Origin of the sequence: Martinezella rhizogenes (assembly GCF_007002745.1) — a bacterium.
In the GTDB taxonomy this organism is placed as follows: Bacteria; Pseudomonadota; Alphaproteobacteria; order Rhizobiales; family Rhizobiaceae; genus Agrobacterium; species Agrobacterium cucumeris.
The window spans coordinates 141,657-160,731 of the sequence record NZ_SGNY01000011.1 but is presented as its reverse complement, the minus strand read 5'-3'; the positions used below and the strand labels follow the sequence as shown (position 1 = coordinate 160,731).

Below are 19,075 nucleotides of genomic sequence, written 5' to 3'. Positions count from 1 at the left end.
AGGAGGATGCTAACATGACAAAACTTGGACGGCAGCTCGGAATAGGGCCGACCGACAACACCTCTGATCAGCGGACGCCGCGCAAGCGGCTGCGCCTGATCCCTGCTGCGGCCCGCGAAAGCTTCGTGCCCTACCTGCCCGCGCGAGTGCTTTCTCGCCAGAACGAATGGGATATGACCCGGATTTCACCCGATCTTACCCGCGCCGACGGCATTCCTATCGAGGTGACGGGAACCGTGCGGACCGAAAGCGGCAGACCACTGCGCAACACGCTGTTGGAAATCTGGAACGCCAATCACTATGGCCGTTACCGCCATGTCGAGGATCACTCAGGCCTGAAGCTCGACGATCGCTTCCTCGGTATGGGTCGGGTGCTGACTGACGATGACGGCAACTACCGGTTCTGGACCATCAGCCCTGGCGCTTATCTGGCCCGCCCTGACATCGGGCGCTGGCGGCCCAAGCATATTCATCTATCGGTCAGCGGCGGATCAGCTCGGCTGGTCACCCAGATGTACTTCCCGGACGAACCCAACAACGCGACCGACCCGATGGCAATCCTGATGGGAGACGCATTCGAGCGCAACATCGGCAAGCCCTATGACACGCCCGGAATCGACGTTGAGAAAGGCTTCAGGTTCAACATTGTCGTCGGCGGCCGCAACGCGACCTTCTTCGAATGAGTGCGCCGTCAAACCTTTATGGGCTAGGGGATCACTCCCCCAGCCTTCCTGCGGATGGCGACTTCTGGATCGCGCCGGATGCGCGAGTTATCGGTCGGGTGACGCTTGGAGCCGGCGCTTCAGTATGGTGGGGATCAGTGCTGCGCGGCGATAATGAACCCATCGTCATAGGCGAAAACAGCAACATTCAGGAACATTGCGTGCTACATGTCGATCCCGGCTTTCCGCTGACCATTGGCATTGGCTGTACGATTGGCCACAAGGCCATGCTGCATGGCTGCACCATTGGCAATGGCAGCCTGATCGGTATGGGAGCCACTGTTCTCAACGGAGCCCGGATCGGACGGAATTGCCTGATCGGCGCAGGCGCGCTGGTGACCGAGGGGATGGACATCCCTGATGGATCGCTTGTGGTGGGGATGCCGGCCAAGGTAACACGCCCGCTTACGCCCGAGGCAATCGAGGGGATGGAGCGGACGGCGCGGAAGTATGTCTGGAATAAATCGCAGTTCCGGGATCATCTAACGCCACTCCCGCTGGCTTGATCGATGCCCCGGTCAGGCCAATGCGGTAAGGCCAAGTGGCATCGCGAGATCGAAGGCTACAAGCCTCCTATTTGAGCTGCCCGTGAGGAGAGGATCGGCGGACCGTGAGGCTTCAGCGCTCAAAACGCGCGCTGATGTGCATCAGCCCAGCATTGGACATCGACACCCTCGTCTTGGCCGGCTACCGCCTCGCTCCCGGACTATCGGACGACGATGAGAAACCTTAGGATGTTGTCGCACCTTTGCCCTGCGAGCTATCGGTTTCTCGACGCCTTCTGAACTCCTGACCTTCGGCCGTTCCTTTGCGTGTATTCCCTCGCTCTGTCATCCGTGCTGGCTTTAGGCGATTTCCGATAGAAATCGTTTTGCGCGGTCGGTCTTGGGATTGTCGAGGAATGTGGCAGACATGCCCTCCTCAATGATTTCACCGTTCTCCAGAAAGACGATATGATTGCCAACGGCCCGTGCAAAACCCATCTCATGGGTGACGACGACCATGGTCATACCTTCCCTGGCAAGATCCTGCATCACTGACAGGACGCTGCCACGCAATTCCGGATCGAGGGCAGATGTTGGCTCATCAAAGAGCATTGCGAGGGGCTTCGTCGCGATAGCACGTGCGATGGCGACCCGTTGTTTCTGTCCACCTGACAATTGACCGGGAAAGTGCTCTGCCCGGTCAGCAAGCCCGACCTTGGAGAGCTCCTTTTGTGCGGTCTCCCTCGCCTCTGCCTTGGAAAGGCCCTTGGTGTGGATGAGGCCGCACATCACATTTTCCAGCACCGTCATGTGAGGGAAAAGGTTGAAATGTTGGAAAACCATCCCGGTTTCGCGGCGAAGCGTTTGGAAGTCGCGCTTGTAGCGACGTTCCTTTGAGCGCGTGCCGTGATAGATCTGCGCATCCCACTCAATCGACCCCACCCTTAGGTGTCCCTCATCCGGGATGGTCAGCAGGTTAAGACATCTGAGGAGGGTACTCTTTCCCGAGCCACTAGGACCCAGAAGAACAACCACGTCCCCTTCGAGAACGTCCAGCGAGACATTGTTCAGACCCCGAACGTTTGGAAGATCGGGACTTGGAAACCATTTGCTTGCACCTCGCAGCGAGATGACGGTTTTTTTTGTATTGACGTGTTCCAATTTGCGCTCCTTGCCGAAGCGGGGCGGCCTGGTCAAGCCGCCCCAGAAGGCTTAGGCTTCAATGCGAAGCGGGCTGCCGCCAGGACCGACTGCGAGATATGGCAGACCGGCTGCAATTGCGTCCTTGCCAATATATTCGCGGTACAAGGAGTTGATGATCCCGCCGGCGGCGTTGAACAACAGCCAGTTGGTCACGAACATGTACATCTTCATATCGCCGGTCGGCATGAAGAACGTATTGTGATCCACATAGGCCGGCGCGTTGCCGATGATCGCGAGGTCGACGCCTTGCTTTTTGGTATTCACGATCGTGAACAGCGATTGCAGGGTGGCATTGGCTCGACCAGACATCACCTCGCCAATGGCTCCGGTCTGGTCGGGAAAAACCGATACTGAGGCTTTGGGATAGAGCGCGCGGATCTTTGCTTCTTGCGAGCTGCCTTGAAGAGCCGCGAATTTGAAGCTGGAGTTGTTCATCTGATCGAATGTCAATTCCGCAGCTTGTCGTCCGACGATGTAAACCGGCTGGAACGTAACGGCGCAACCTGCAAACCACCCCCGTAGCGATCGGCTCGGCAAGATCGTGCCGGTGGTCATCATGTCGGCACGTCCTGACTCAACGGCGGCAAACATCTGGCCGAAGTCCATGTCGGCGAACTCCACCTGAATGTCGGGGGAAATATCGTTCATCATTCGGCGGATGATGGCGATTTCATAGCCATCCGGTTCGCCCTTATCGTTAAGATAGAGGTTCGGCGGATACTTCAGGCTAGCCGCAACGGTAATTTTCTTGGTGCGGATCGCCTTGTCCAAAACGGACTCCTTGTTGGCATCCTGAGCTTGGGCGGCACCACTAGCTCCCAGCACCACGGCCGCAGCGCCTCCGGCAAACAACCCGGCAGTCAGAAGCGAACGTCGGTCAGCCTGCATTTCATTGTCTTTCTTCGTATGCATGAGCATTCCCCTTTTTTCAATGTGGTTATCGGCATGCAGCCCGAGACAGCGGGGTGCAATTTTTCTAGGCGGTCAGACCGCCGTCTACTGTCAGCTGCGCGCCATTGACGTAGCTGGCATCCTCGCTCGCCAAGAACAAAATAGACTTGGCAATTTCTTCGTAGGTCCCCAAGCGACCAAGCGGAACAGTTGGCGCAAACCGCTGATCACGTGCCAGGACTTGATCTGAAGACATGCGTGTCAGACGATCCGCCATGACACTCTCCAATACGCCAGGGCAGATCGCATTCGCCCGAATGCCCCGCGCTCCATAATCTCGCGCGATTGTCCGCGTCAGCATGATCAGACCGGCTTTAGAGACGCCGTAAACGGACTCGCCTGTTGAGGCGCGTTGCCCGGCAATCGACGCCGTATTGACGATCACCCCTTTGCCAGCCTCGATCATGTGCGGAATGGCTTCCCGACAAAACAAGTACGCCGACTTGAGATTGACGTCTAAAGCATGCTGCCAAGTGGCCGGATCAGTCTGTGAAATGGTGCCTGTGGGATTGATCCCGGCATTGTTGATCAAAATATCAAGCTTGCCGAACTGCCGAAGAGCCAGACCAATTGCTTCCTTGGAAGTCTGCTCCTGCGCGACGTCGCCGACGAAATGAATAACTTCGCAGCCGTTCTTTTGAAGTTCTGAAACGAGTTGGTCGAGCGGTTCTCTTGCACGATCAACAAGGGCCAGCTGTGCCCCCTCGACCGCCAGCGCCTGCGCTACTGCTCTCCCGAGACCGCTCGCAACGCCTGTGACAAGAACAGCTTTTCCTGAAAATCGCATCGTTCATCCAATCTGTCGCGAAGGGCCTCAAGAAGTTCCCTTGCCTATATTTATGAACCGAAACTATCTGACTTGCAATATGAAATCGTATATGATGTTGACGAAGCGCCTCCGTCGGCGTATCGATAATCAGACGCTCAAGATGGAACTGGGCTTGAAAGGGAACGAAATGGACCTCGATTTCTCGATCGTTCTGGCGCAGTGGCCACGCTTTCTCTGGGGGCTGGCCTATGACCTCTATTTTGCGCTTGCTGGCTTCGCGATCGGATGCGTCATCGGGTTCATCTCATATCTCGGATCCGCATCGCGCTCGAAGATTGCCAACGGGATTTCCTACGTGTACGTGCAGATCGTTCGGGGTCTCCCGATGTATCTCCTGCTTCTGTGGATTTACTTCGGTATTGCCACGAAGTTCGGTCTGGCATTGTCCGGTCCGCAGGCGATCATCATCGCGATCGGTATTATGAGTTCAGCCTTCGCGTCCGAGATCTTTCGCACCGGCTACAATTCGATCGACGTCGGACAAATCGAGGCCGGCAAAGCGCTTGGCCTTTCAGACTACCGCATCAATCGTACGGTTCTATTTCCTCAGGTGATCAGAGTCGTGATCCCACCTCTGCTTAATGTCTTCGTGATCTGCTTCAAAGCGTCCACCTATGCTGCCGTCGTCGCGGTACCAGAACTTATTTTTGCCGCGCAAGACATCAGTCTGAACCACTACAGGCCTTTCGAAGCCTACATTTCAGTCGCAGCACTGCTGATCACGACCATGCTGCTTCTTTCAATGCTGGTGAATATTATCGAGAACCGTCTGAACGAAAGCAGGGGGCTGTGAGCGCCATGAATAGTTGGACAACTGTGTTGAATTTCATGCCCGCGATGCTGTACGGGCTGCGCTTTACGTTTCTGATTGCGATAATAACCCTCGCCTGCTCCATGGCGCTCGGCGGGGTGATCGTTTCCCTGTTGCGAAGCAGATCCCCCGTTGGGCGATCTGTCGGGTTTCTCTACATCCAGATCTTTCGCTCGCTGTCGCCATACGTCTACGTGCTTTTGGTATATTTCGCCCTTGCGGGCGTCACCGGCTGGAAAATGGATCCGGTTACTGCGGCCATCATCTCGTTGACACTGCTGAACACAGCATATGTCGCCGAGATCTATCGGTCTGCACTCCTCACCATTGATCGCGGCCAATGGGAAGCAGCCGCTGCCATGGGCATGACGAGATGGAAAACGAATTCGATCATCATCTGGCCTCAAGCGCTGCGGACCGCTATCCCGCTTCTCTTGAATCAGTTCATCGTGATATTAAAGGATTCCGCCATCGTCGGCGTCATCGGCGTCAAGGATATCGTCTATGTCGCCAATGCCCAGGCAGCCATCACCTACAAGCAATTCGAGTATCTGACCGCGGTTGGTCTGATTTTCATCATCATCGTCTTTGCACTCTCCAGGTTGAGCATAAGCCTGGAACGACGCCTGGCTTGGAAGCGGTAAGGCTTGCCGACAGCTGTCGAAGCCGCTAGGTCGAAGGGAAATCAAATCTGATTTTATATTTGACATCGTCGTTGGAGAGTAAACCGCATGGCAAAGGTGATGGCACCTGCCACAGCAGCAAAAAGCAAGCAGCAGCTCGCATACGACTATATCAAGGAGGGGATCGATCGCGGGCTTTATGCGCCAAAGCAGCGCTTAGTGATCGACACACTGGCAAAGGAGTTGTCGATCAGTCCGGTTCCAGTCCGGGAGGCTATTCGTCGCCTTGAGGCAGAAAGCCTCGTGATCTTCAGCAAGAATTCGGGCGCAATCGTCGCGGGCGCGGATCCGGACCTTTGGGCCGAGCAGATGGAGCTTCTGGCGGTGCTGGAGGGCTACGTCACTGGCGCTGCGGCGCCGAGAATTACTGCCGGCGACATCAAACAGCTGAAGGCTATCAACGCCGAGATGGCAAAGGCGCTGGCGTCGTTCGACCTGCCGAGCTGGACCCAGGGAAATCTCGACTTTCATGCTGTCATCAACCGACGGTGCCCAAACACCACGATCGTGGATCAGATCGGCCAATTGCGGTCGAGGATCGCCATGATCAACCGTTTCATTCAACCTCGAACGGAAGCGACGATCCTTCACACTTTGGGCCGGGACAGCGGTAAGTCTACCCTCGCTGGGCATGAGTGGATCATCGAAGCCTATGTCAACAAGAAAGCTGCCAGCGAAATTGAGGCACATGTCCGTGTGAACATTCTCACATTGACGGAAGAAACCCGCCGGAACCTCTTGAACAGTCACGACAGACGGGTAAGCAGATCGGTTATCTAGGAACACGAAACATGCGAAGCTATGACATCATCGTGCTGGGAAGCGGCGGCGCCGGTCTGGTAGCCGCACTCGCCGCAGTTGATCAAGGACTATCGGTCGGCGTCTTCGAAAAGTCTCACCTCATCGGTGGGACAACGGCGATATCTGGTGGCGGCATCTGGATCCCAAACAATCATGTGATGGCTGCTTCCGGTTTCGCCGACGACGAGGGCGACGCCAAGATCTACCTTGACCGTCTAACGCTCGGCGAAACGTCCTCCGAATTGCTTCTGGCGTTTCTGAAGAATGGCCCCGAAATGCTGCGGTTTATCGAAGGGCGCTCGGATCTACGATTTTTCAGTGTTGACCGCCCCGATTATCATCCCGGATGGGCAGGTGCCAAGACCGGGCGCTCGGTGGAGCCCCTGCCGTTCGAGCCCTCCATGGATCCTTTGCTATTCCAGAAACTGCGCTATTCGACCTTGCGGCAACCAGTGACTTCAACGGAAGCTAAGAAGGGCATTTCTGTCGACATTGTCACAGATCGTCAAGGGCGAAATGTCCGCACGCAAGGTGCGGGATTGGTCGCAGGTTTGGCTCAGGCTTGCGCACAGGCGGGCGTCGATTTTCATGTCAGCATGCCCGCGACTGATCTTTCGTTCGAAGGTCGACGCTGTGTCGGCATTGAAACCGCGAAAGGAGCTATTTCCGCAAGCATCGGCGTCATTTTGGCAACCGGCGGCTTCGAATGGAACCAGGATATGGTGGCCGCTTTCCTGCCCGGTTTCACCAGCGCCGCCACGACACCTCCGGGTAATGACGGTGATGGATTGAGATTCGGACTGGAAGCCGGCGCGGCGGTCGCGAATATGACGGAGGCGTGGTGGACAGCGGCATACCACATTCCCGGCGAACAGCTAGATGGAATGCCCCTAACGCGGAACATCGTTCGAGATCTGGCACTTCCCGGTTCTATTTTGGTGAACAGCAAGGGAGAGCGATTTGTCAACGAGGCGACCTCATACAATGATCTTGGAATGGCATTCAATATCTTTGATCCAGGATCTTTTTCGTACCTGAATCGGCCCGCCTGGCTGATCTTCGACCATGCGTTCAAGACCCGCTACACCGTCGCCTCAGTTCCTCCGACCGAGGCTGCTCCGAACTGGATGCACTCCGAACCCTCGCTCGCTGAGCTTGCGGATAAACTCTCGATTTCGGCCCAAGGTCTGCGGAATACGGTCGCCCGTTTCAACGAAGACGCACTTGAAGGCCGTGATCGCGCATTTCAACGTGGGGAAGACGCTCACGGCCTCTATTATGGCGACCCAACTGTCGTACCTAATGCATGCCTTGGACCTATCAACGAAGGTCCCTTCTATGCCGTCGAAATCCTGCCTGGCAATAATGGCACCAAAGGCGGTTTAAGGACCACCGCTCATGGGCAAGTCATGCGTTGCGACGGGACAGTCATCGCTGGGCTGTACGCCTGTGGAAACGTCGCCACTAGCATCTTCGGAAAGGGTTACCCTGGCCACGGCGGAACGCTGGGGCCGATCCTCGCCGCTTCCTATGCCACCGGGGTCAATTTGAGATCGAGTGGAGAAGGTGACCCTGACTCAGGCCGGAGCCGCCCATGCAGGCGGCCCGAAGGCGCGCATGAATGAGGCGAACCCTCGGAAGCACGTCGGAACGAGAAAGGAGCATTGTTGTAAGAAGGTCCTGGATCTACTCGCCCCGAGCAGGATCGCCTGTGCCCGACCTGAGAAATCGGGAACGCCTTGAACAGATCCGAACCTGGCACCCGTAGTCGCGGCATCATTGAAATGATGTATCCATATGATTTTGTTGGAGACAACCGATCTTTCTCCTCTCACGACCGGGCTCGATGAAGTATCGTCATCAACTCCACTATTTTCGCGTCGGGCGCGCCACTCCATCAACGACTTGTTTACCCTCGGCAACTCGTTCGCCCGCATCTGTGATCGCGACGATCACGTACTCCTCGACCTTGTCCGTGCGTACCAAGCCGGATCGCTCAAGGAAACCTATGACCGCCCGAATTTCTTCCGGGGCTCCGTACATGCCACATTTATCCAAGCACACCCCCAAAATACTGTCATTAGACCGACCACACGCTTCACGGAGCATCAGCACCTGCAAAATTTGCAGAGCTTGATATTCAGACTTGGCTTTGCGGAAAACGTCTTCTTCATTACCGGCCATATAATTTTCCTGTCGAAGCGGAAGCGGGATCGTCCATATTTAGCACTCTCAGGGACTGACGCTTCCGATTTCCTGTAGATTCAAAATCTTCGGTTTAGGGACTGCATTGGAACGTGAATGGTATGGCCCACGTGTCCATGAGCAGCGATTGCGTTGCGGCAAGAATTTCCAGCTGCCCCTTGTCTTGCTGCCGGATCGCCTCCGATTTCGAGTATCCGGGCTGGACGGCTGTCATCTCGAAACGATAGTCGAACTCGCTCCAGCGGTTGTGCCACTGGATCAGGTCGATAACGCTGCCCTTCTCCAGCCGCGATAGACCGTATCTCTTCTGTATCGCAGTCTCGCGCTTTCTAAGTCGGGCGAACAACAGGTCGGGCCGCTCCCTCCACCGGATTGCTTTCTGCGTCTGACCGCAGACCTCGTAGAGATCTCCGACCCTCGCTGACGGGGTGGCATCGCTCGCGTACTTGCAGTGGAACATCGCCACCGTAATGACGTCGCCCTCCTTCTTGATGGCCACGACATCCGCGGATTCCCCGGACCCGTCATCGTCGAAGACGACATCGAACCCACCGCTCTGCAGGAGTTCATCGATTACGCGCCGCTGGATGCTGGTCGCGTCCTTGTCCCTCCCCTGCGACTCCTTCCTGATGTCGACGCCCGTCCAGTTGCGTACGACCAGGCGCTCGGGATCGAACGGCGGAGCGTGGTCATCCGGCAGCTTGAGTAGCTCGGACGCCAGAAGCATGTTCCCGTCAGCGAAGTAGATATGAGGCGGATCGTCCTTGAACCATGAAACCAGATCCGTGGTCTTTTTACCGATGCGGACACCGCTCGCGACCGTAGGGGTATAGTGCGCACCGGAACCGTCTATGGTCATCGTGAAATCGACAAACCTGTCATCTCCGCCGACCCTCATAACGATCTCGGTGCCCGGAACTTGAGACAGGATGCGGATCTCGCAATCGTAGAACGGAACCGAGACGTCGCCGAAAACCAAATCTACCCGGTCGTCATCGACATGGAGGACCGCCTCTGGCCAATTGATGGCGACGGCGTGCTTTTGAGGCATCGAAGTAAGCTTGGTGGGCTGAACCAGGCGGCGCAGGATACCGTCGGGCTGGATGGATGAATCTTGCAGCTTGGCACCGATGGTCTTGCACCACTCCATCCAGCCTGCGAACCCATGGACGGACTCGTATGACCAGATCTTACCCTTCGTGGAACACCCGATCGTCGACTTGCCGCTCGCCGTGTAACCCTGCCCGAAAATGTTCGTCTTCATCCGGCCGCGATTGGCAGGATCGTCGGTTAGCTGAGGAGCTATGTCGCTGCCCATGAACTGGGAATACCGGATCGGCTTCCGGACGGCCTCCGAAAGACCGAGATGGCTGAGGATCAAGCGCTTGTAGCCGTCGAGCACCCTGAAAACATCGTCGCCGCGAATTCGCTTCGCGTCGGCCCCGGCAACCTTTTCGGCCAGCCGGGCGTGAAGGTCGCTCAGGTTAGAACTGCTGACATAGAGAAGTTGACGTTCGTCGTCCCAGTGGCACGCGTAAAGATGATACGCGGTATTTACGGGTTGCCTCATCGACGTCCATTTGAGCTTCTCTTCGGACTTCAAAACCCAGATCGCAAGCCGCTCGGCGTAATTTATCGACGGCCCTTCGACTATGGAGCCGGGCCCATAGGCATCAACGATCTTGTTTGGATCCCATCGCTCGCAAGTGGTCTCGTAGACGACCGCACCGAGGCGAGGTGTCACCTGGTCCAGCGGAAAATCCGTCGGTGGTAGATCGAAACCCTCAAATACTTCCTGCCGCCGCTCTTCGCGGGCAGTGTTACGGGTTCCGAGGCCTTCGAGCAGATGGTTCCAGTCGGCGTCTTCATTATAGAGTGCCTGAAGACTGTCCCGCATGCCGCCGGCCACGACGTTGGCGATCACCGTCGCGTCGCCGAGATCTTTCCTCGTCCTCGTAAACCGCCCGACAAACTGAACGGTAACTGCTTCGCTCTGATGCTTGTCGTGCAGCGCCGCGATCTTGAGTTCAGGAAGGTCGAAGCCCTCTCCCAACATGTCGACGCATACGACAATCCTGCTTTCTCCGGACCTCAGCTTCCGGAGAGCCTCCATCTTCGCCTTCGACGAGAGGCTGCTATAGACAATGACTGGATTGTACTCCGGCAGAAGCTTGCAATAGAGGCGATGCAGCTTGACGGCGGTATCGATTATCCGGCAGCGCGCCATCGCAAGATGAACATGGCCCTCTGCCTCGTCCTGGACCAGCGCGGCCTTGACGGCCTCGATGATCCGCAGGTCGGCGTCGTCACGATCAAGCCCGTAGATCGGCTTGAAGTGGATTTTCTTGAAGTACTTTTCAGCAAATGCCTTGGCGAGCGGGTAGTTGTAGATGAACTTGCCGTCGACGCGCCGCCCGTCGGTCCGGTACGGCGTCGCTGTGAACTGCAGGACGATGCGGTTTGCGAACTGGGCTCTGAATTCTCGCCACGTCTTGGCGGCGATGTGGTGCGCTTCGTCAACGAAAAGGTGGGTGACAAGCTCTGCCATCCTCAACTGGACTTCTCCGCTTGCCTTGGCGACCGCGTCCATCGTCGTGACGACGACGTTGACCCGCCTGAAGATGTCGTCGACCTCTTCGACCGACTTGGGGATTTCATCGAGGGTCGCAACGATGGGCAATTTCGCGTCTACAGCGAGACAGCCGCTGTCCTTGAGAACCCCGAGGCTCAGGAACTTCTCCGAGATCTGCGTCCGCAAGGCATCGCTCGGCACGACGACAAGAAGCCGCTCGACCTCGGCCACGACCATCAGCGCTAGCATCGTCTCGGTCTTGCCAGTTCCGGTTGGCATGACGATGGTTGCTGGGGCGGAAGAAGCGGTCCAATGGCCAAGGGCGGCATGTATCGCCCCTATTTGCGGCTTCCTGAGACCGGGCTGGACAACGATGTCTCCAACTATGCGCTCTTCGGCAAAGGTGAATGCCCCTCGCCAAGATGCGCGTATCTCCGCGCATTCGCTTACGAGTTTCTCGAACGGGATGCTACTGGCATCGGCGGCGGCGGGCTTGATCCAGACACCTGGGGTCGGGTCTTTCCGGAATTCCGCGAGGCTCACCGCCGCCGGATGGCGCAGTATCTCGTCGCTGGGCAGATCCACGTCCGTCTTTCGGGGGATCACCGCCACCTCGCGCCGTCCATCGGGGCTGCGGAGAAACAGACCCCGAACTCGCTTTTCGGTGAACTCGTTCGCAGAGGCGATCAGCTTACAGCCGGGATGGGCAAGTTTTCTTACAGAGGCACCATGGATTTTACCAGCTATCGCGAATTGCGGCGGAAGTGAAATTTCGAGATCTTCTTTGAAAAGCGTATCCACATCGCCTCCAGGCAAATGAAATGCGGTCACTTGACTATACCCTCAAAGGTAGTGGGTCTCCCCGACCACCGCAACGCCGGGAAGGTCGGGCGACCTCTTGGAAGCCGCCTGTTCCACAGGAGAGTTCGACGGAACGATATCCACTACACGGCCGAATGCTGCCGGGCTGGCTCGATGCCGAAGAGCGCGCCTACAGGTCGAAGTCGGGAACGACAAGCCTGAGATTGCTGACGTTGCGACGATCGACTCAGACGTGCTCCCGTTTTACCGCACCCGGATCAGCTGATTTCGTGGTGATCGCGAGTATGGCGACTTTCGCATCGGGAAATTGCGGTTGGTCCATCAGGCCACAGCTTATTCAGTCCGGGACCGCCCACCAATGAGATCAAAAACTTAAATGTTGCTACCTACGGCCGCTCGTCTCTCATTGCACGCAACCGTCCTTCATGTAGATTGCCTATATTGAATGCTGGGGGAAGTCTTGCCGTCAACCACTATTATTTGGAATCCCGACGACTGGGAGATATTTGCGCTTGGCCTCCTGAATTGTCGGCATGGCGTATTAAACGTCCACAAGGTGCCCGCCAAAGATCAGGGTGATCTCGGTATCGACTATTACTGCAACAAGGACAGCGTCGCATATCAGTGTTACGCGGTAGAAGAGCCCATCGGCGTCGCTGAACGCGCGAAAAAGCAAAAAGATAAGATTACTAAAGATCTTGGAAAACTACAAAAAAACAACGTTATTGTATCGAAACTCTTCCTCGGGGCGCCGATAAAGAGATGGGTGTTGCTCAGCCCGTTACACGACAGCAAGGACGTGAACATACACTGCGCGAACAAGACGACAGAGCTCCGATCGAAAGCACTGCCTTATCTCGACACTGACTTTGAGGTCCTTATTCATGATCAAGCGTTTTTCGGCGCTGATGCCCTAACGCTCAATGCAGCGCAACTATCGTTGATCAAACTCAGCATTCCGAATCCGACAAATCCGCAGATTAGCTCTTGGGAGAAGGAGGAGGGTTCACAGGATTTGCTATCAACCGCTCGCACGAAGCTCGCGAAGCGTACAACTCCTCAGAAGCTCGAAGATGCAGTTGCGGATGCTACTCGTTATCATCTGCAGGGCGCGGCACTTATGAGTGCTCTTCGATCCCAGGCACCCGAGTTGCATGACAATCTTGCCACAGTGATTGCAAGCCGGAGGCGCCATTTAGAGTTTGCCGGCCCCACTGCAGTTACGGCAAGCGGCATCCTAAACGATGAGATTATGAACCTCAAGGAAGCAATCAAGGGGGCGGCGCCAAATCTATCGCCTGAGAACATCGATCAACTCGTGTTCGGAACCGTCTCTGAATGGATAATGCAATGCCCATTGGATTTCCCAAATGTCCCGTGAAAGCCCTTTCTTAGACATACTTAATACATCCAAGTTCACGTTCACCGTCCGCCCAGAGCCTGTCGCCGGCGACCTGCGGATGGCTTGGGGAATGGCGATACTGCTCCTAAGTGTATTTTACAGTCGCGGGAAAAAGGCGAGCTTTCAGAAACTCCAGTTTCTCGCGCACAATGTGCGGCTCGAAGAAGGACGGGAGGAGGCGCTTGGATTGATCGCGGGACGGTATCGTCCACTCGACGTTTCGGTGAGAGTCGAGCCTTGGCTAAACCGCGCGGTGGCTCTCAGCCATTCGATGGGTCTCGTGAGCGTCAATAAAGGATCGGTGGTTGTTTTGACCGACGAGGGTCGCAAAGCAGCTGAGGCAATCGCCAAAGACAGCGGCGTTCTTGACGCTGAGAGAGCCTTCCTTTCTGAGGTGGCGCCGAAGCTGACTGATGGATTTATGAAAGCGGTCTGGCGTCCGGAGAATCTTGTATGACCTTCAAATTGAGACGCCTCAGGCTTCGTGCGCTTACAAAGCAGGGCTGGTACGGAGTTGAACTCGGTTTCACCGACGGGCTAAATGTTCTTTGGGCCGACAACACCATGGGTAAATCAACCTGCCTTCAAGGGATGATTTACGTTCTTGGTTTGGAACGGATGCTAAGCCCTCGCCGTGAGATTCCTCTTCCACACGCGATGACAAGCCATCTTATAACAGATAGTGGCGAAAGCGTGCGGGTCGTTGAATCTGACGTGATGCTTGAACTGGAAAATTCAGTCGGCACAACAGTGACGGTCCATCGCCCTGTCGTCTCAAAACTCGATGACCGCCTAATAACAGTACAATTCGGCCCTGGCCTGTCTGAGCCTGAAGGCCAGTATCGGACCCAGCAGTTCTTCGTGCGAGATCCGGGTGCTGCTCAACGCGAGGACGGGTTTCATCATTTCTTCGAGAACTTTCTTGGCTGGGAGCTCCCCGTAGTTCGGGGCTACGAGAAGGAAGACATCAAGCTCTATCTCGAAACCGTGTTCCCGCTTTTCTGGGTGGAGCAAAAGTCCGGGTGGTCCTCCATTCCCGCAGCCATCCCGACATATTTCCGCATTCGAGAAGTCCATAAACGAGCGGTCGAGTTCATCGCGGAGCTCGAGGCCTATGAGATTGAACGCAAACGTGAACAGTTAGATCAACGCATCAACCTTCTTACCAGCAGGTGGGAGACAAACTGGCAAGACCTCAGCCAGCTGCTGAATCGATCTGCCTCCCGCATTGAGGCACTCGGTAGAAAGCCAATCGTTGATTTGAACGCGATCACGAAAGCGTTTGTGTCAGTAGCAACACAAGGTGGGTGGACGCCACTTGATGAGCATCTTAGGGAGCTGAAGTCCGAACTCGACACTATTTCCCAAGCCGAAGTACCGGTTGTGTCCGACAATGTGCCAGCTATAGAAGCCAAACTCGCCGAGGTGATCGCGCACGCAGAGAGCCTCAATGTCCAGCGCCTTTCATTAAACGGGGTGAGGCAGGTAAAATTAGCGGACGTTGATGCCCTGACGCGGCGCATCCAGACTCTGCGAGAAGATCTGCAGAAAAACCAGGATGTTCAAAAGCTACAGCGCTTTTCAGGCGTTCAATGGTCCCTCAGCCCTGACCGCTGCCCCACCTGCGAACAAGGATTGCAAGACACCTTACTATCTCAAAATGCACTCGCATCGATCATGCCTATCGAAGACAACATCTCTTACATCAAGTCTGAAATCAGGATGTTTGAAGACATCCTTCGGCGCGAGGAAGAGGAAAATCGAGAGCGTGAAGGATTACTTTCACAGCTAAATCGAGACCTCAGCGAAGCCTACACGGCAATTAGAACACTAAGAGCTGACCTAGTGGCACCGGCGACGAGCGTTTCGGCGTCAGCGATCGAAGAACGCATTCTGATTGAACGGAAGATTCGAGATTTCTCCGAGCTGCAGTCTCTTTTTGATGACGCGGTGAACGGTTTCAGCGCCTTGTCTGAGCAGTACATGACGCTTCTTCAACAGAGAAGCGCGCTTCCTGACGATGAGCTATCCGACAGCGATAAGGCAAAGCTCAACCGTCTGTCTGAATTGCTACGTGCACAGGCGCGGCAGTTTGGATTTAAAACCTTTCAACCCGACGATCTTGCTATCTCCCAGGATACGTATCGCCCTGAAGTTGAGGGTTTTGAGATCGGTTTTGAAACATCCGCAAGCGATGCAATACGATTGAAATGGGCTTATCAGCTTGGGCTGCTCGAACTGGCCGCTTCTTACAGCACGAACCATCCAGGTGTTTTGGTCTTCGACGAACCGCGTCAGCAATCATCTTCGAAGGTCAGCTTCGAGCAGCTGTTGCGACGAGCAGCAACATCAAAGGGTCGCGGACAACAGGTGATTTTCTCCACGAGTGAAGATTTGTCGATCCTAGAACCGATAATAGGCGAGATCGATTGCACCAAAATCATTCTTAAAGGCCACGTCCTCCAACCAATTTCCTCAGCTGATTGAAGCCGAATTGCTATGGCGTCGTCGAGAGCGCAAGATGAAACACTTCTCTGGCGAGCGCGCTCGACCGGCAGCAGACGAGATTGACCTAGGATGACAGCTCTCAGCTTTTACGCGGCTCTCCTCGATCAAATGGATCTCGCCCTCGAACATTTGGACAAGGGCAGCGTTCATGATGCTCGGTTTGCACTGATGCTGACCGACAATGCGGTGGAGCTCGCAGCCCATAAGCTCGCCACAGAAAAGTATGTTCACCTCAAGAGTTGGCACCATTTAGAGGAGGCGTACACCCATAAGTTGGAATTGGCCGAGGCTGTCGGACAGTCCTTCGACGCGAAGCTAAAGTTCGCACGTATCGAGAAGATGGTCACAGAGGAACAGGCACGGACAGTTGCAATAATGCACGAATTCCGAAACGAGCTGTACCATGTCGGCCTCCAGCACGAAGCCATCCTGCCAGCTATCGCTAATTTCTACTTCTCGGTGGCATGCGACATTCTGAAGGCCTTTCCTGGGCGTGGTCTTTACTACGGCAACAAGATGGTAATCCCGGAACGCGCGAAAAAGTATTTCAACAGCAGCAGACGCAATCCGGCCGAACTAGGTGACTTCGAGAAGGCATGTGCAACGCTGAGGGATCGGTGCCAGTTCGATAGAGGCAAGACGATCGGCGCGCTCGCGGACCATATGGATTCTATCGTCACCGAGAACAGCGTTTACCTGGATGTCATCTCAACTGGCGTGTATCCCAAGGGGAAGGGGATCACGCGAGATCAGGCTACGATCGATTGCCAGATATGGCGGCTGGCCTTCTTGCCGGAGGGGCATAAGTTCGCACGCGAGAATGGCTTTTCCGACAGATCCATCCATGAACTTGTTGACTGGCTCGCCGCTAACTACCGCCTGGCGATCAAGAAGGATCCCATACCAGGATGGAAGCGGCGGGTTCAGCGTTTGCGCTCTAAGGCAAACACCCATCTGGCCGTGGCCACCTATGTCGACTTTCTGAGGGACACCTCGCAATTTCGCGACGATCTCGCGGAGAGCTGCGCGGCCGCCGAGGCAGAGATTGACCGTCAAATTGACGAAATCCGCGCTCGCCGTCGAAAGGATTGATCCTCCTATGTTGAAATTCACGGATCCGCAGGAGCCAACGATCGCTGCTCGATGTATCCGCCCACTTTGTTTCGCCGCTCCTGGTGACGAATATTACGGTCTGGATGGGTTCGAGCTCACTCTGCAAGATGGGACGGTCGCTCGCCGTTATCAGTTCGGTCTTCAGGGCACCGCTGTTCTCTTCCAGTACCGAGGACGACATTTTGCCGTCTTCACGCGCCACCAGATAGCAACAATCTCGGGCGAAACAGTAACAGCTTTCAAGGACCGCATGGACTATCTGGTGGTGCTGATGGACGATGGCACCGACAGCACCAGCATTCCGTTCAACACATACCTTTTCTCGCCTGAGGCCAACGAGGACGAAAGTGACTATGTGATCGGTATGGTGGAATACGAAATGCTACCAGCATACTCGCGAGAGCAGTTCTTCCCCGTCGAACGTCGCCTCACTGGTCGCGCTGGTGATTTAGCTTTAGCTTCAGGCTTGCCGAGCCATCTCCAGCGAATGGTCATGGAGAATGGCGGTATGCGGATCCATCCAATCTGCAAGTCGGGAGACCTTGCTTCCCGCAATATCTTCGGCGTGCTGCGATATCCTGAGGACGCGCAGCCTTTGGACGGCATGAGTGGTGGAGCTGTCTTTGTCACACGACTAGCGAGTGATGGTCATTCCTTCGAGATCTTCTTGGACGGCATCATCCAGCGGGGCGGAGGCGGCTACGTCCGCTATCTCGGTCTTGAGACCATTCTAAACCGGATAGATGGCCATCTCGCAGAGCGAAATTCGAGGTTCCGATAGAGGAGGCTTATAGGAAATCACGCCTCTGAAAAACCAGTATGTCCGATTTTTAGAGAAGGCGAAATATGTTGGCCATGAGCGGAATTCCTAGCATTTTTAGGGACAATTCGCCGTCGGGGGGAACATGGGGACAATCATAGCGAAGATCCTCCGGTCATTTGGACTGCACCGCAGCGCCAATGAGGCGGAGGCCGCGGGCCAGGAGCGTAGGCTGCTGGCGGCAGAACGGCGAAAGCCGGAGAACAAACGACCACGCAAAGTTACATACCACGAGATCATGGACGATCTCGCGACCGGGGACCCGGGAAGTTTCCTCGATCGGAAGATCCAGTCTGTCATGGCCTTCGATATGTGGCCGCCGCAGTCGATGACTGAGACCTTCGACAAGGTTCGAGAGAGCGGTCAGGACAATGCTTGGACGACATCCGTGCCGGGTATATCGAAACTCATCATGGTCTCGTATCCGCAAATCTATCGCACCATTAGCATCCAGTTCGGCCCAGCCCGGGCGACATTTGCTCTCGATGGCGTTCGCTACAGGGTGCAGGGAAAGACACCAGCCATGGCGCTCATGGCCGTCCATCTGACCGCGAACCGGATCCGCCACCCGGCCGCCGATGGAACGACCGGACTTGGGCCGCTAGTTGAAGTTCTTGGGGAATACGAAGAGCAATGACGCTGGAAAAACTGTCATCCCCACAATCCGGTACGCTGGGCGAGCTGCTAACCGTGGCAAAGCTCAACACACTCGGACTTGCCGCCTATATGAGGCCGGAAGGCGCACCTGGTCACGATGTCATCGTTGTCGTCGATGGACAGCCGAAATCGATTGAAGTGAAGACTCGACAGTTTCTGCGGCGGCCTACCGAGATCACGCGTTGGCCTGTAGAGATGAACAAGAAGGGCGACGCAGACTTCTTCATCTTCATCGAACTCGATCTGAGGACGATGGCACCGACATTCTACGTCCTGACGAACGAGCAGGCTCGCGCGGTCCATAGGAACTATGAGGGCGGGGGGAATTGCTATCCGCCAGAGGTTCGAAAGCAGATCCGGCCCAACGACTTCTCTGTGTTGTCAATCGGCTCGGAATGTTGACCCCTTATCGGCGTCCAATCTTCACCCCCCTGTAGGCGGTCAGCGCTTGGCCTGCCCGGCGCTGGCCGGGGTTGCAGAGGGTAGGCCAA

18 protein-coding genes are annotated in these 19,075 nt (G+C 55.7%); 13 read left to right on the top strand and 5 right to left on the bottom strand.

The genetic code is table 11. From position 1 onward, the window contains the following. Nucleotides 1-14 precede the first annotated feature (14 nt). Both EXN68_RS24630 and EXN68_RS24625 read left to right on the top strand, forming a co-directional pair. A complete protein-coding gene (locus EXN68_RS24630) occupies nucleotides 15-683 on the top strand; it encodes a dioxygenase family protein (RefSeq protein ID WP_142843366.1) in 669 nt (222 codons plus the stop codon). Further along, nucleotides 680-1,228: a gamma carbonic anhydrase family protein gene (locus EXN68_RS24625; RefSeq protein WP_142843365.1), complete on the top strand. Its 549-nt coding sequence runs from the start codon at nucleotides 680-682 to the stop codon at nucleotides 1,226-1,228. The genes EXN68_RS24630 and EXN68_RS24625 overlap by 4 nt, the downstream gene beginning before the upstream one ends. Nucleotides 1,229-1,567: 339 nt before the next feature. Here the strand turns inward: EXN68_RS24625 and EXN68_RS24620 are convergent, their stop codons facing one another. The 3 genes from EXN68_RS24620 to EXN68_RS24610 all read right to left on the bottom strand — a co-directional run bounded on the left by EXN68_RS24620 (nucleotide 1,568) and on the right by EXN68_RS24610 (nucleotide 4,148). Continuing rightward, nucleotides 1,568-2,368: an amino acid ABC transporter ATP-binding protein gene (locus EXN68_RS24620; RefSeq protein WP_269835159.1), complete on the bottom strand. Its 801-nt coding sequence runs from the start codon at nucleotides 2,366-2,368 to the stop codon at nucleotides 1,568-1,570. Between the two features lie 51 nt (nucleotides 2,369-2,419). After that, nucleotides 2,420-3,322, bottom strand: a complete 903-nt coding sequence (locus EXN68_RS24615) for a substrate-binding periplasmic protein (protein ID WP_161596376.1) — start codon at nucleotides 3,320-3,322, stop codon at nucleotides 2,420-2,422. A 64-nt stretch (nucleotides 3,323-3,386) separates the two neighbouring features. Next, entirely contained in the window at nucleotides 3,387-4,148 is a 762-nt protein-coding gene (locus tag EXN68_RS24610; RefSeq protein WP_142843363.1) for an SDR family NAD(P)-dependent oxidoreductase, read from the bottom strand. A 91-nt stretch (nucleotides 4,149-4,239) separates the two neighbouring features. On the opposite strand from EXN68_RS24610, the gene EXN68_RS24605 reads away from it, so the two are divergent. The 4 genes from EXN68_RS24605 to EXN68_RS24590 all read left to right on the top strand — a co-directional run bounded on the left by EXN68_RS24605 (nucleotide 4,240) and on the right by EXN68_RS24590 (nucleotide 8,110). Then, nucleotides 4,240-4,983 carry an amino acid ABC transporter permease gene (locus EXN68_RS24605; protein WP_161596375.1) on the top strand — a complete coding sequence of 248 codons (744 nt, stop codon included), beginning with the start codon at nucleotides 4,240-4,242 and terminating at the stop codon, nucleotides 4,981-4,983. Between the two features lie 5 nt (nucleotides 4,984-4,988). Continuing rightward, a complete protein-coding gene (locus EXN68_RS24600) occupies nucleotides 4,989-5,645 on the top strand; it encodes an amino acid ABC transporter permease (RefSeq protein WP_237681488.1) in 657 nt (218 codons plus the stop codon). 87 nt (nucleotides 5,646-5,732) lie between these two features. Further along, complete coding sequence (locus EXN68_RS24595) at nucleotides 5,733-6,464, top strand: GntR family transcriptional regulator (protein ID WP_142843360.1); 732 nt, start codon at nucleotides 5,733-5,735, stop codon at nucleotides 6,462-6,464. A gap of 11 nt (nucleotides 6,465-6,475) precedes the next feature. Then, nucleotides 6,476-8,110 carry an FAD-binding protein gene (locus tag EXN68_RS24590; RefSeq protein ID WP_142843359.1) on the top strand — a complete coding sequence of 545 codons (1,635 nt, stop codon included), beginning with the start codon at nucleotides 6,476-6,478 and terminating at the stop codon, nucleotides 8,108-8,110. Between the two features lie 244 nt (nucleotides 8,111-8,354). Here EXN68_RS24590 and EXN68_RS27745 read toward each other — a convergent pair whose 3' ends face one another. Further along, on the bottom strand, nucleotides 8,355-8,669 hold the full coding sequence (locus tag EXN68_RS27745) for a VpaChn25_0724 family phage protein (RefSeq protein ID WP_142843358.1): 315 nt from the start codon (nucleotides 8,667-8,669) through the stop codon (nucleotides 8,355-8,357). 94 nt (nucleotides 8,670-8,763) lie between these two features. Next, the gene (locus tag EXN68_RS24580; protein WP_161596374.1) at nucleotides 8,764-12,063 is read right to left on the bottom strand and encodes a DEAD/DEAH box helicase; all 3,300 of its coding nucleotides are present in this window, start codon (nucleotides 12,061-12,063) and stop codon (nucleotides 8,764-8,766) included. A gap of 481 nt (nucleotides 12,064-12,544) precedes the next feature. On the opposite strand from EXN68_RS24580, the gene EXN68_RS24575 reads away from it, so the two are divergent. From EXN68_RS24575 to EXN68_RS27505, 7 genes are all read left to right on the top strand, one after another. Next, a complete protein-coding gene (locus tag EXN68_RS24575; protein ID WP_237681482.1) occupies nucleotides 12,545-13,465 on the top strand; it encodes a hypothetical protein in 921 nt (306 codons plus the stop codon). Continuing rightward, nucleotides 13,455-13,943: a helix-turn-helix domain-containing protein gene (locus EXN68_RS24570; RefSeq protein WP_142843356.1), complete on the top strand. Its 489-nt coding sequence runs from the start codon at nucleotides 13,455-13,457 to the stop codon at nucleotides 13,941-13,943. Before EXN68_RS24575 ends, EXN68_RS24570 begins: the two co-directional genes overlap by 11 nt. Further along, nucleotides 13,940-15,973, top strand: coding sequence for a hypothetical protein (locus EXN68_RS24565; RefSeq protein ID WP_142843355.1), 2,034 nt, complete (start codon nucleotides 13,940-13,942; stop codon nucleotides 15,971-15,973). The genes EXN68_RS24570 and EXN68_RS24565 overlap by 4 nt, the downstream gene beginning before the upstream one ends. A 90-nt stretch (nucleotides 15,974-16,063) precedes the next feature. Then, entirely contained in the window at nucleotides 16,064-17,086 is a 1,023-nt protein-coding gene (locus EXN68_RS24560; RefSeq protein ID WP_142843354.1) for a hypothetical protein, read from the top strand. After that, nucleotides 17,040-17,888, top strand: a complete 849-nt coding sequence (locus tag EXN68_RS24555; protein WP_142843353.1) for a hypothetical protein — start codon at nucleotides 17,040-17,042, stop codon at nucleotides 17,886-17,888. The genes EXN68_RS24560 and EXN68_RS24555 overlap by 47 nt, the downstream gene beginning before the upstream one ends. A gap of 124 nt (nucleotides 17,889-18,012) precedes the next feature. After that, nucleotides 18,013-18,564: a hypothetical protein gene (locus EXN68_RS24550; protein ID WP_142843352.1), complete on the top strand. Its 552-nt coding sequence runs from the start codon at nucleotides 18,013-18,015 to the stop codon at nucleotides 18,562-18,564. Continuing rightward, nucleotides 18,561-18,986, top strand: a complete 426-nt coding sequence (locus EXN68_RS27505; protein WP_161991476.1) for a DUF3883 domain-containing protein — start codon at nucleotides 18,561-18,563, stop codon at nucleotides 18,984-18,986. Before EXN68_RS24550 ends, EXN68_RS27505 begins: the two co-directional genes overlap by 4 nt. The last annotated feature ends 89 nt before the right edge of the window (nucleotides 18,987-19,075 follow it).

What these genes read in the sequence shown, in the direction of transcription:
- EXN68_RS24630 (WP_142843366.1), top strand. Translation starts at nt 15, where the DNA reads ATGACAAAACTTGGACGGCAGCTCGGAATAGGGCCGACCGACAACACC.
- EXN68_RS24625 (WP_142843365.1), top strand. Translation starts at nt 680, where the DNA reads ATGAGTGCGCCGTCAAACCTTTATGGGCTAGGGGATCACTCCCCCAGC.
- EXN68_RS24615 (WP_161596376.1), bottom strand. Translation starts at nt 3,322, where the DNA reads ATGCATACGAAGAAAGACAATGAAATGCAGGCTGACCGACGTTCGCTT.
- EXN68_RS24610 (WP_142843363.1), bottom strand. Translation starts at nt 4,148, where the DNA reads ATGCGATTTTCAGGAAAAGCTGTTCTTGTCACAGGCGTTGCGAGCGGT.
- EXN68_RS24605 (WP_161596375.1), top strand. Translation starts at nt 4,240, where the DNA reads ATGATGTTGACGAAGCGCCTCCGTCGGCGTATCGATAATCAGACGCTC.
- EXN68_RS24600 (WP_237681488.1), top strand. Translation starts at nt 4,989, where the DNA reads ATGAATAGTTGGACAACTGTGTTGAATTTCATGCCCGCGATGCTGTAC.
- EXN68_RS24595 (WP_142843360.1), top strand. Translation starts at nt 5,733, where the DNA reads ATGGCAAAGGTGATGGCACCTGCCACAGCAGCAAAAAGCAAGCAGCAG.
- EXN68_RS24590 (WP_142843359.1), top strand. Translation starts at nt 6,476, where the DNA reads ATGCGAAGCTATGACATCATCGTGCTGGGAAGCGGCGGCGCCGGTCTG.
- EXN68_RS27745 (WP_142843358.1), bottom strand. Translation starts at nt 8,669, where the DNA reads ATGGCCGGTAATGAAGAAGACGTTTTCCGCAAAGCCAAGTCTGAATAT.
- EXN68_RS24570 (WP_142843356.1), top strand. Translation starts at nt 13,455, where the DNA reads ATGTCCCGTGAAAGCCCTTTCTTAGACATACTTAATACATCCAAGTTC.
- EXN68_RS24565 (WP_142843355.1), top strand. Translation starts at nt 13,940, where the DNA reads ATGACCTTCAAATTGAGACGCCTCAGGCTTCGTGCGCTTACAAAGCAG.
- EXN68_RS24560 (WP_142843354.1), top strand. Translation starts at nt 16,064, where the DNA reads ATGACAGCTCTCAGCTTTTACGCGGCTCTCCTCGATCAAATGGATCTC.
- EXN68_RS24550 (WP_142843352.1), top strand. Translation starts at nt 18,013, where the DNA reads ATGGGGACAATCATAGCGAAGATCCTCCGGTCATTTGGACTGCACCGC.
- EXN68_RS27505 (WP_161991476.1), top strand. Translation starts at nt 18,561, where the DNA reads ATGACGCTGGAAAAACTGTCATCCCCACAATCCGGTACGCTGGGCGAG.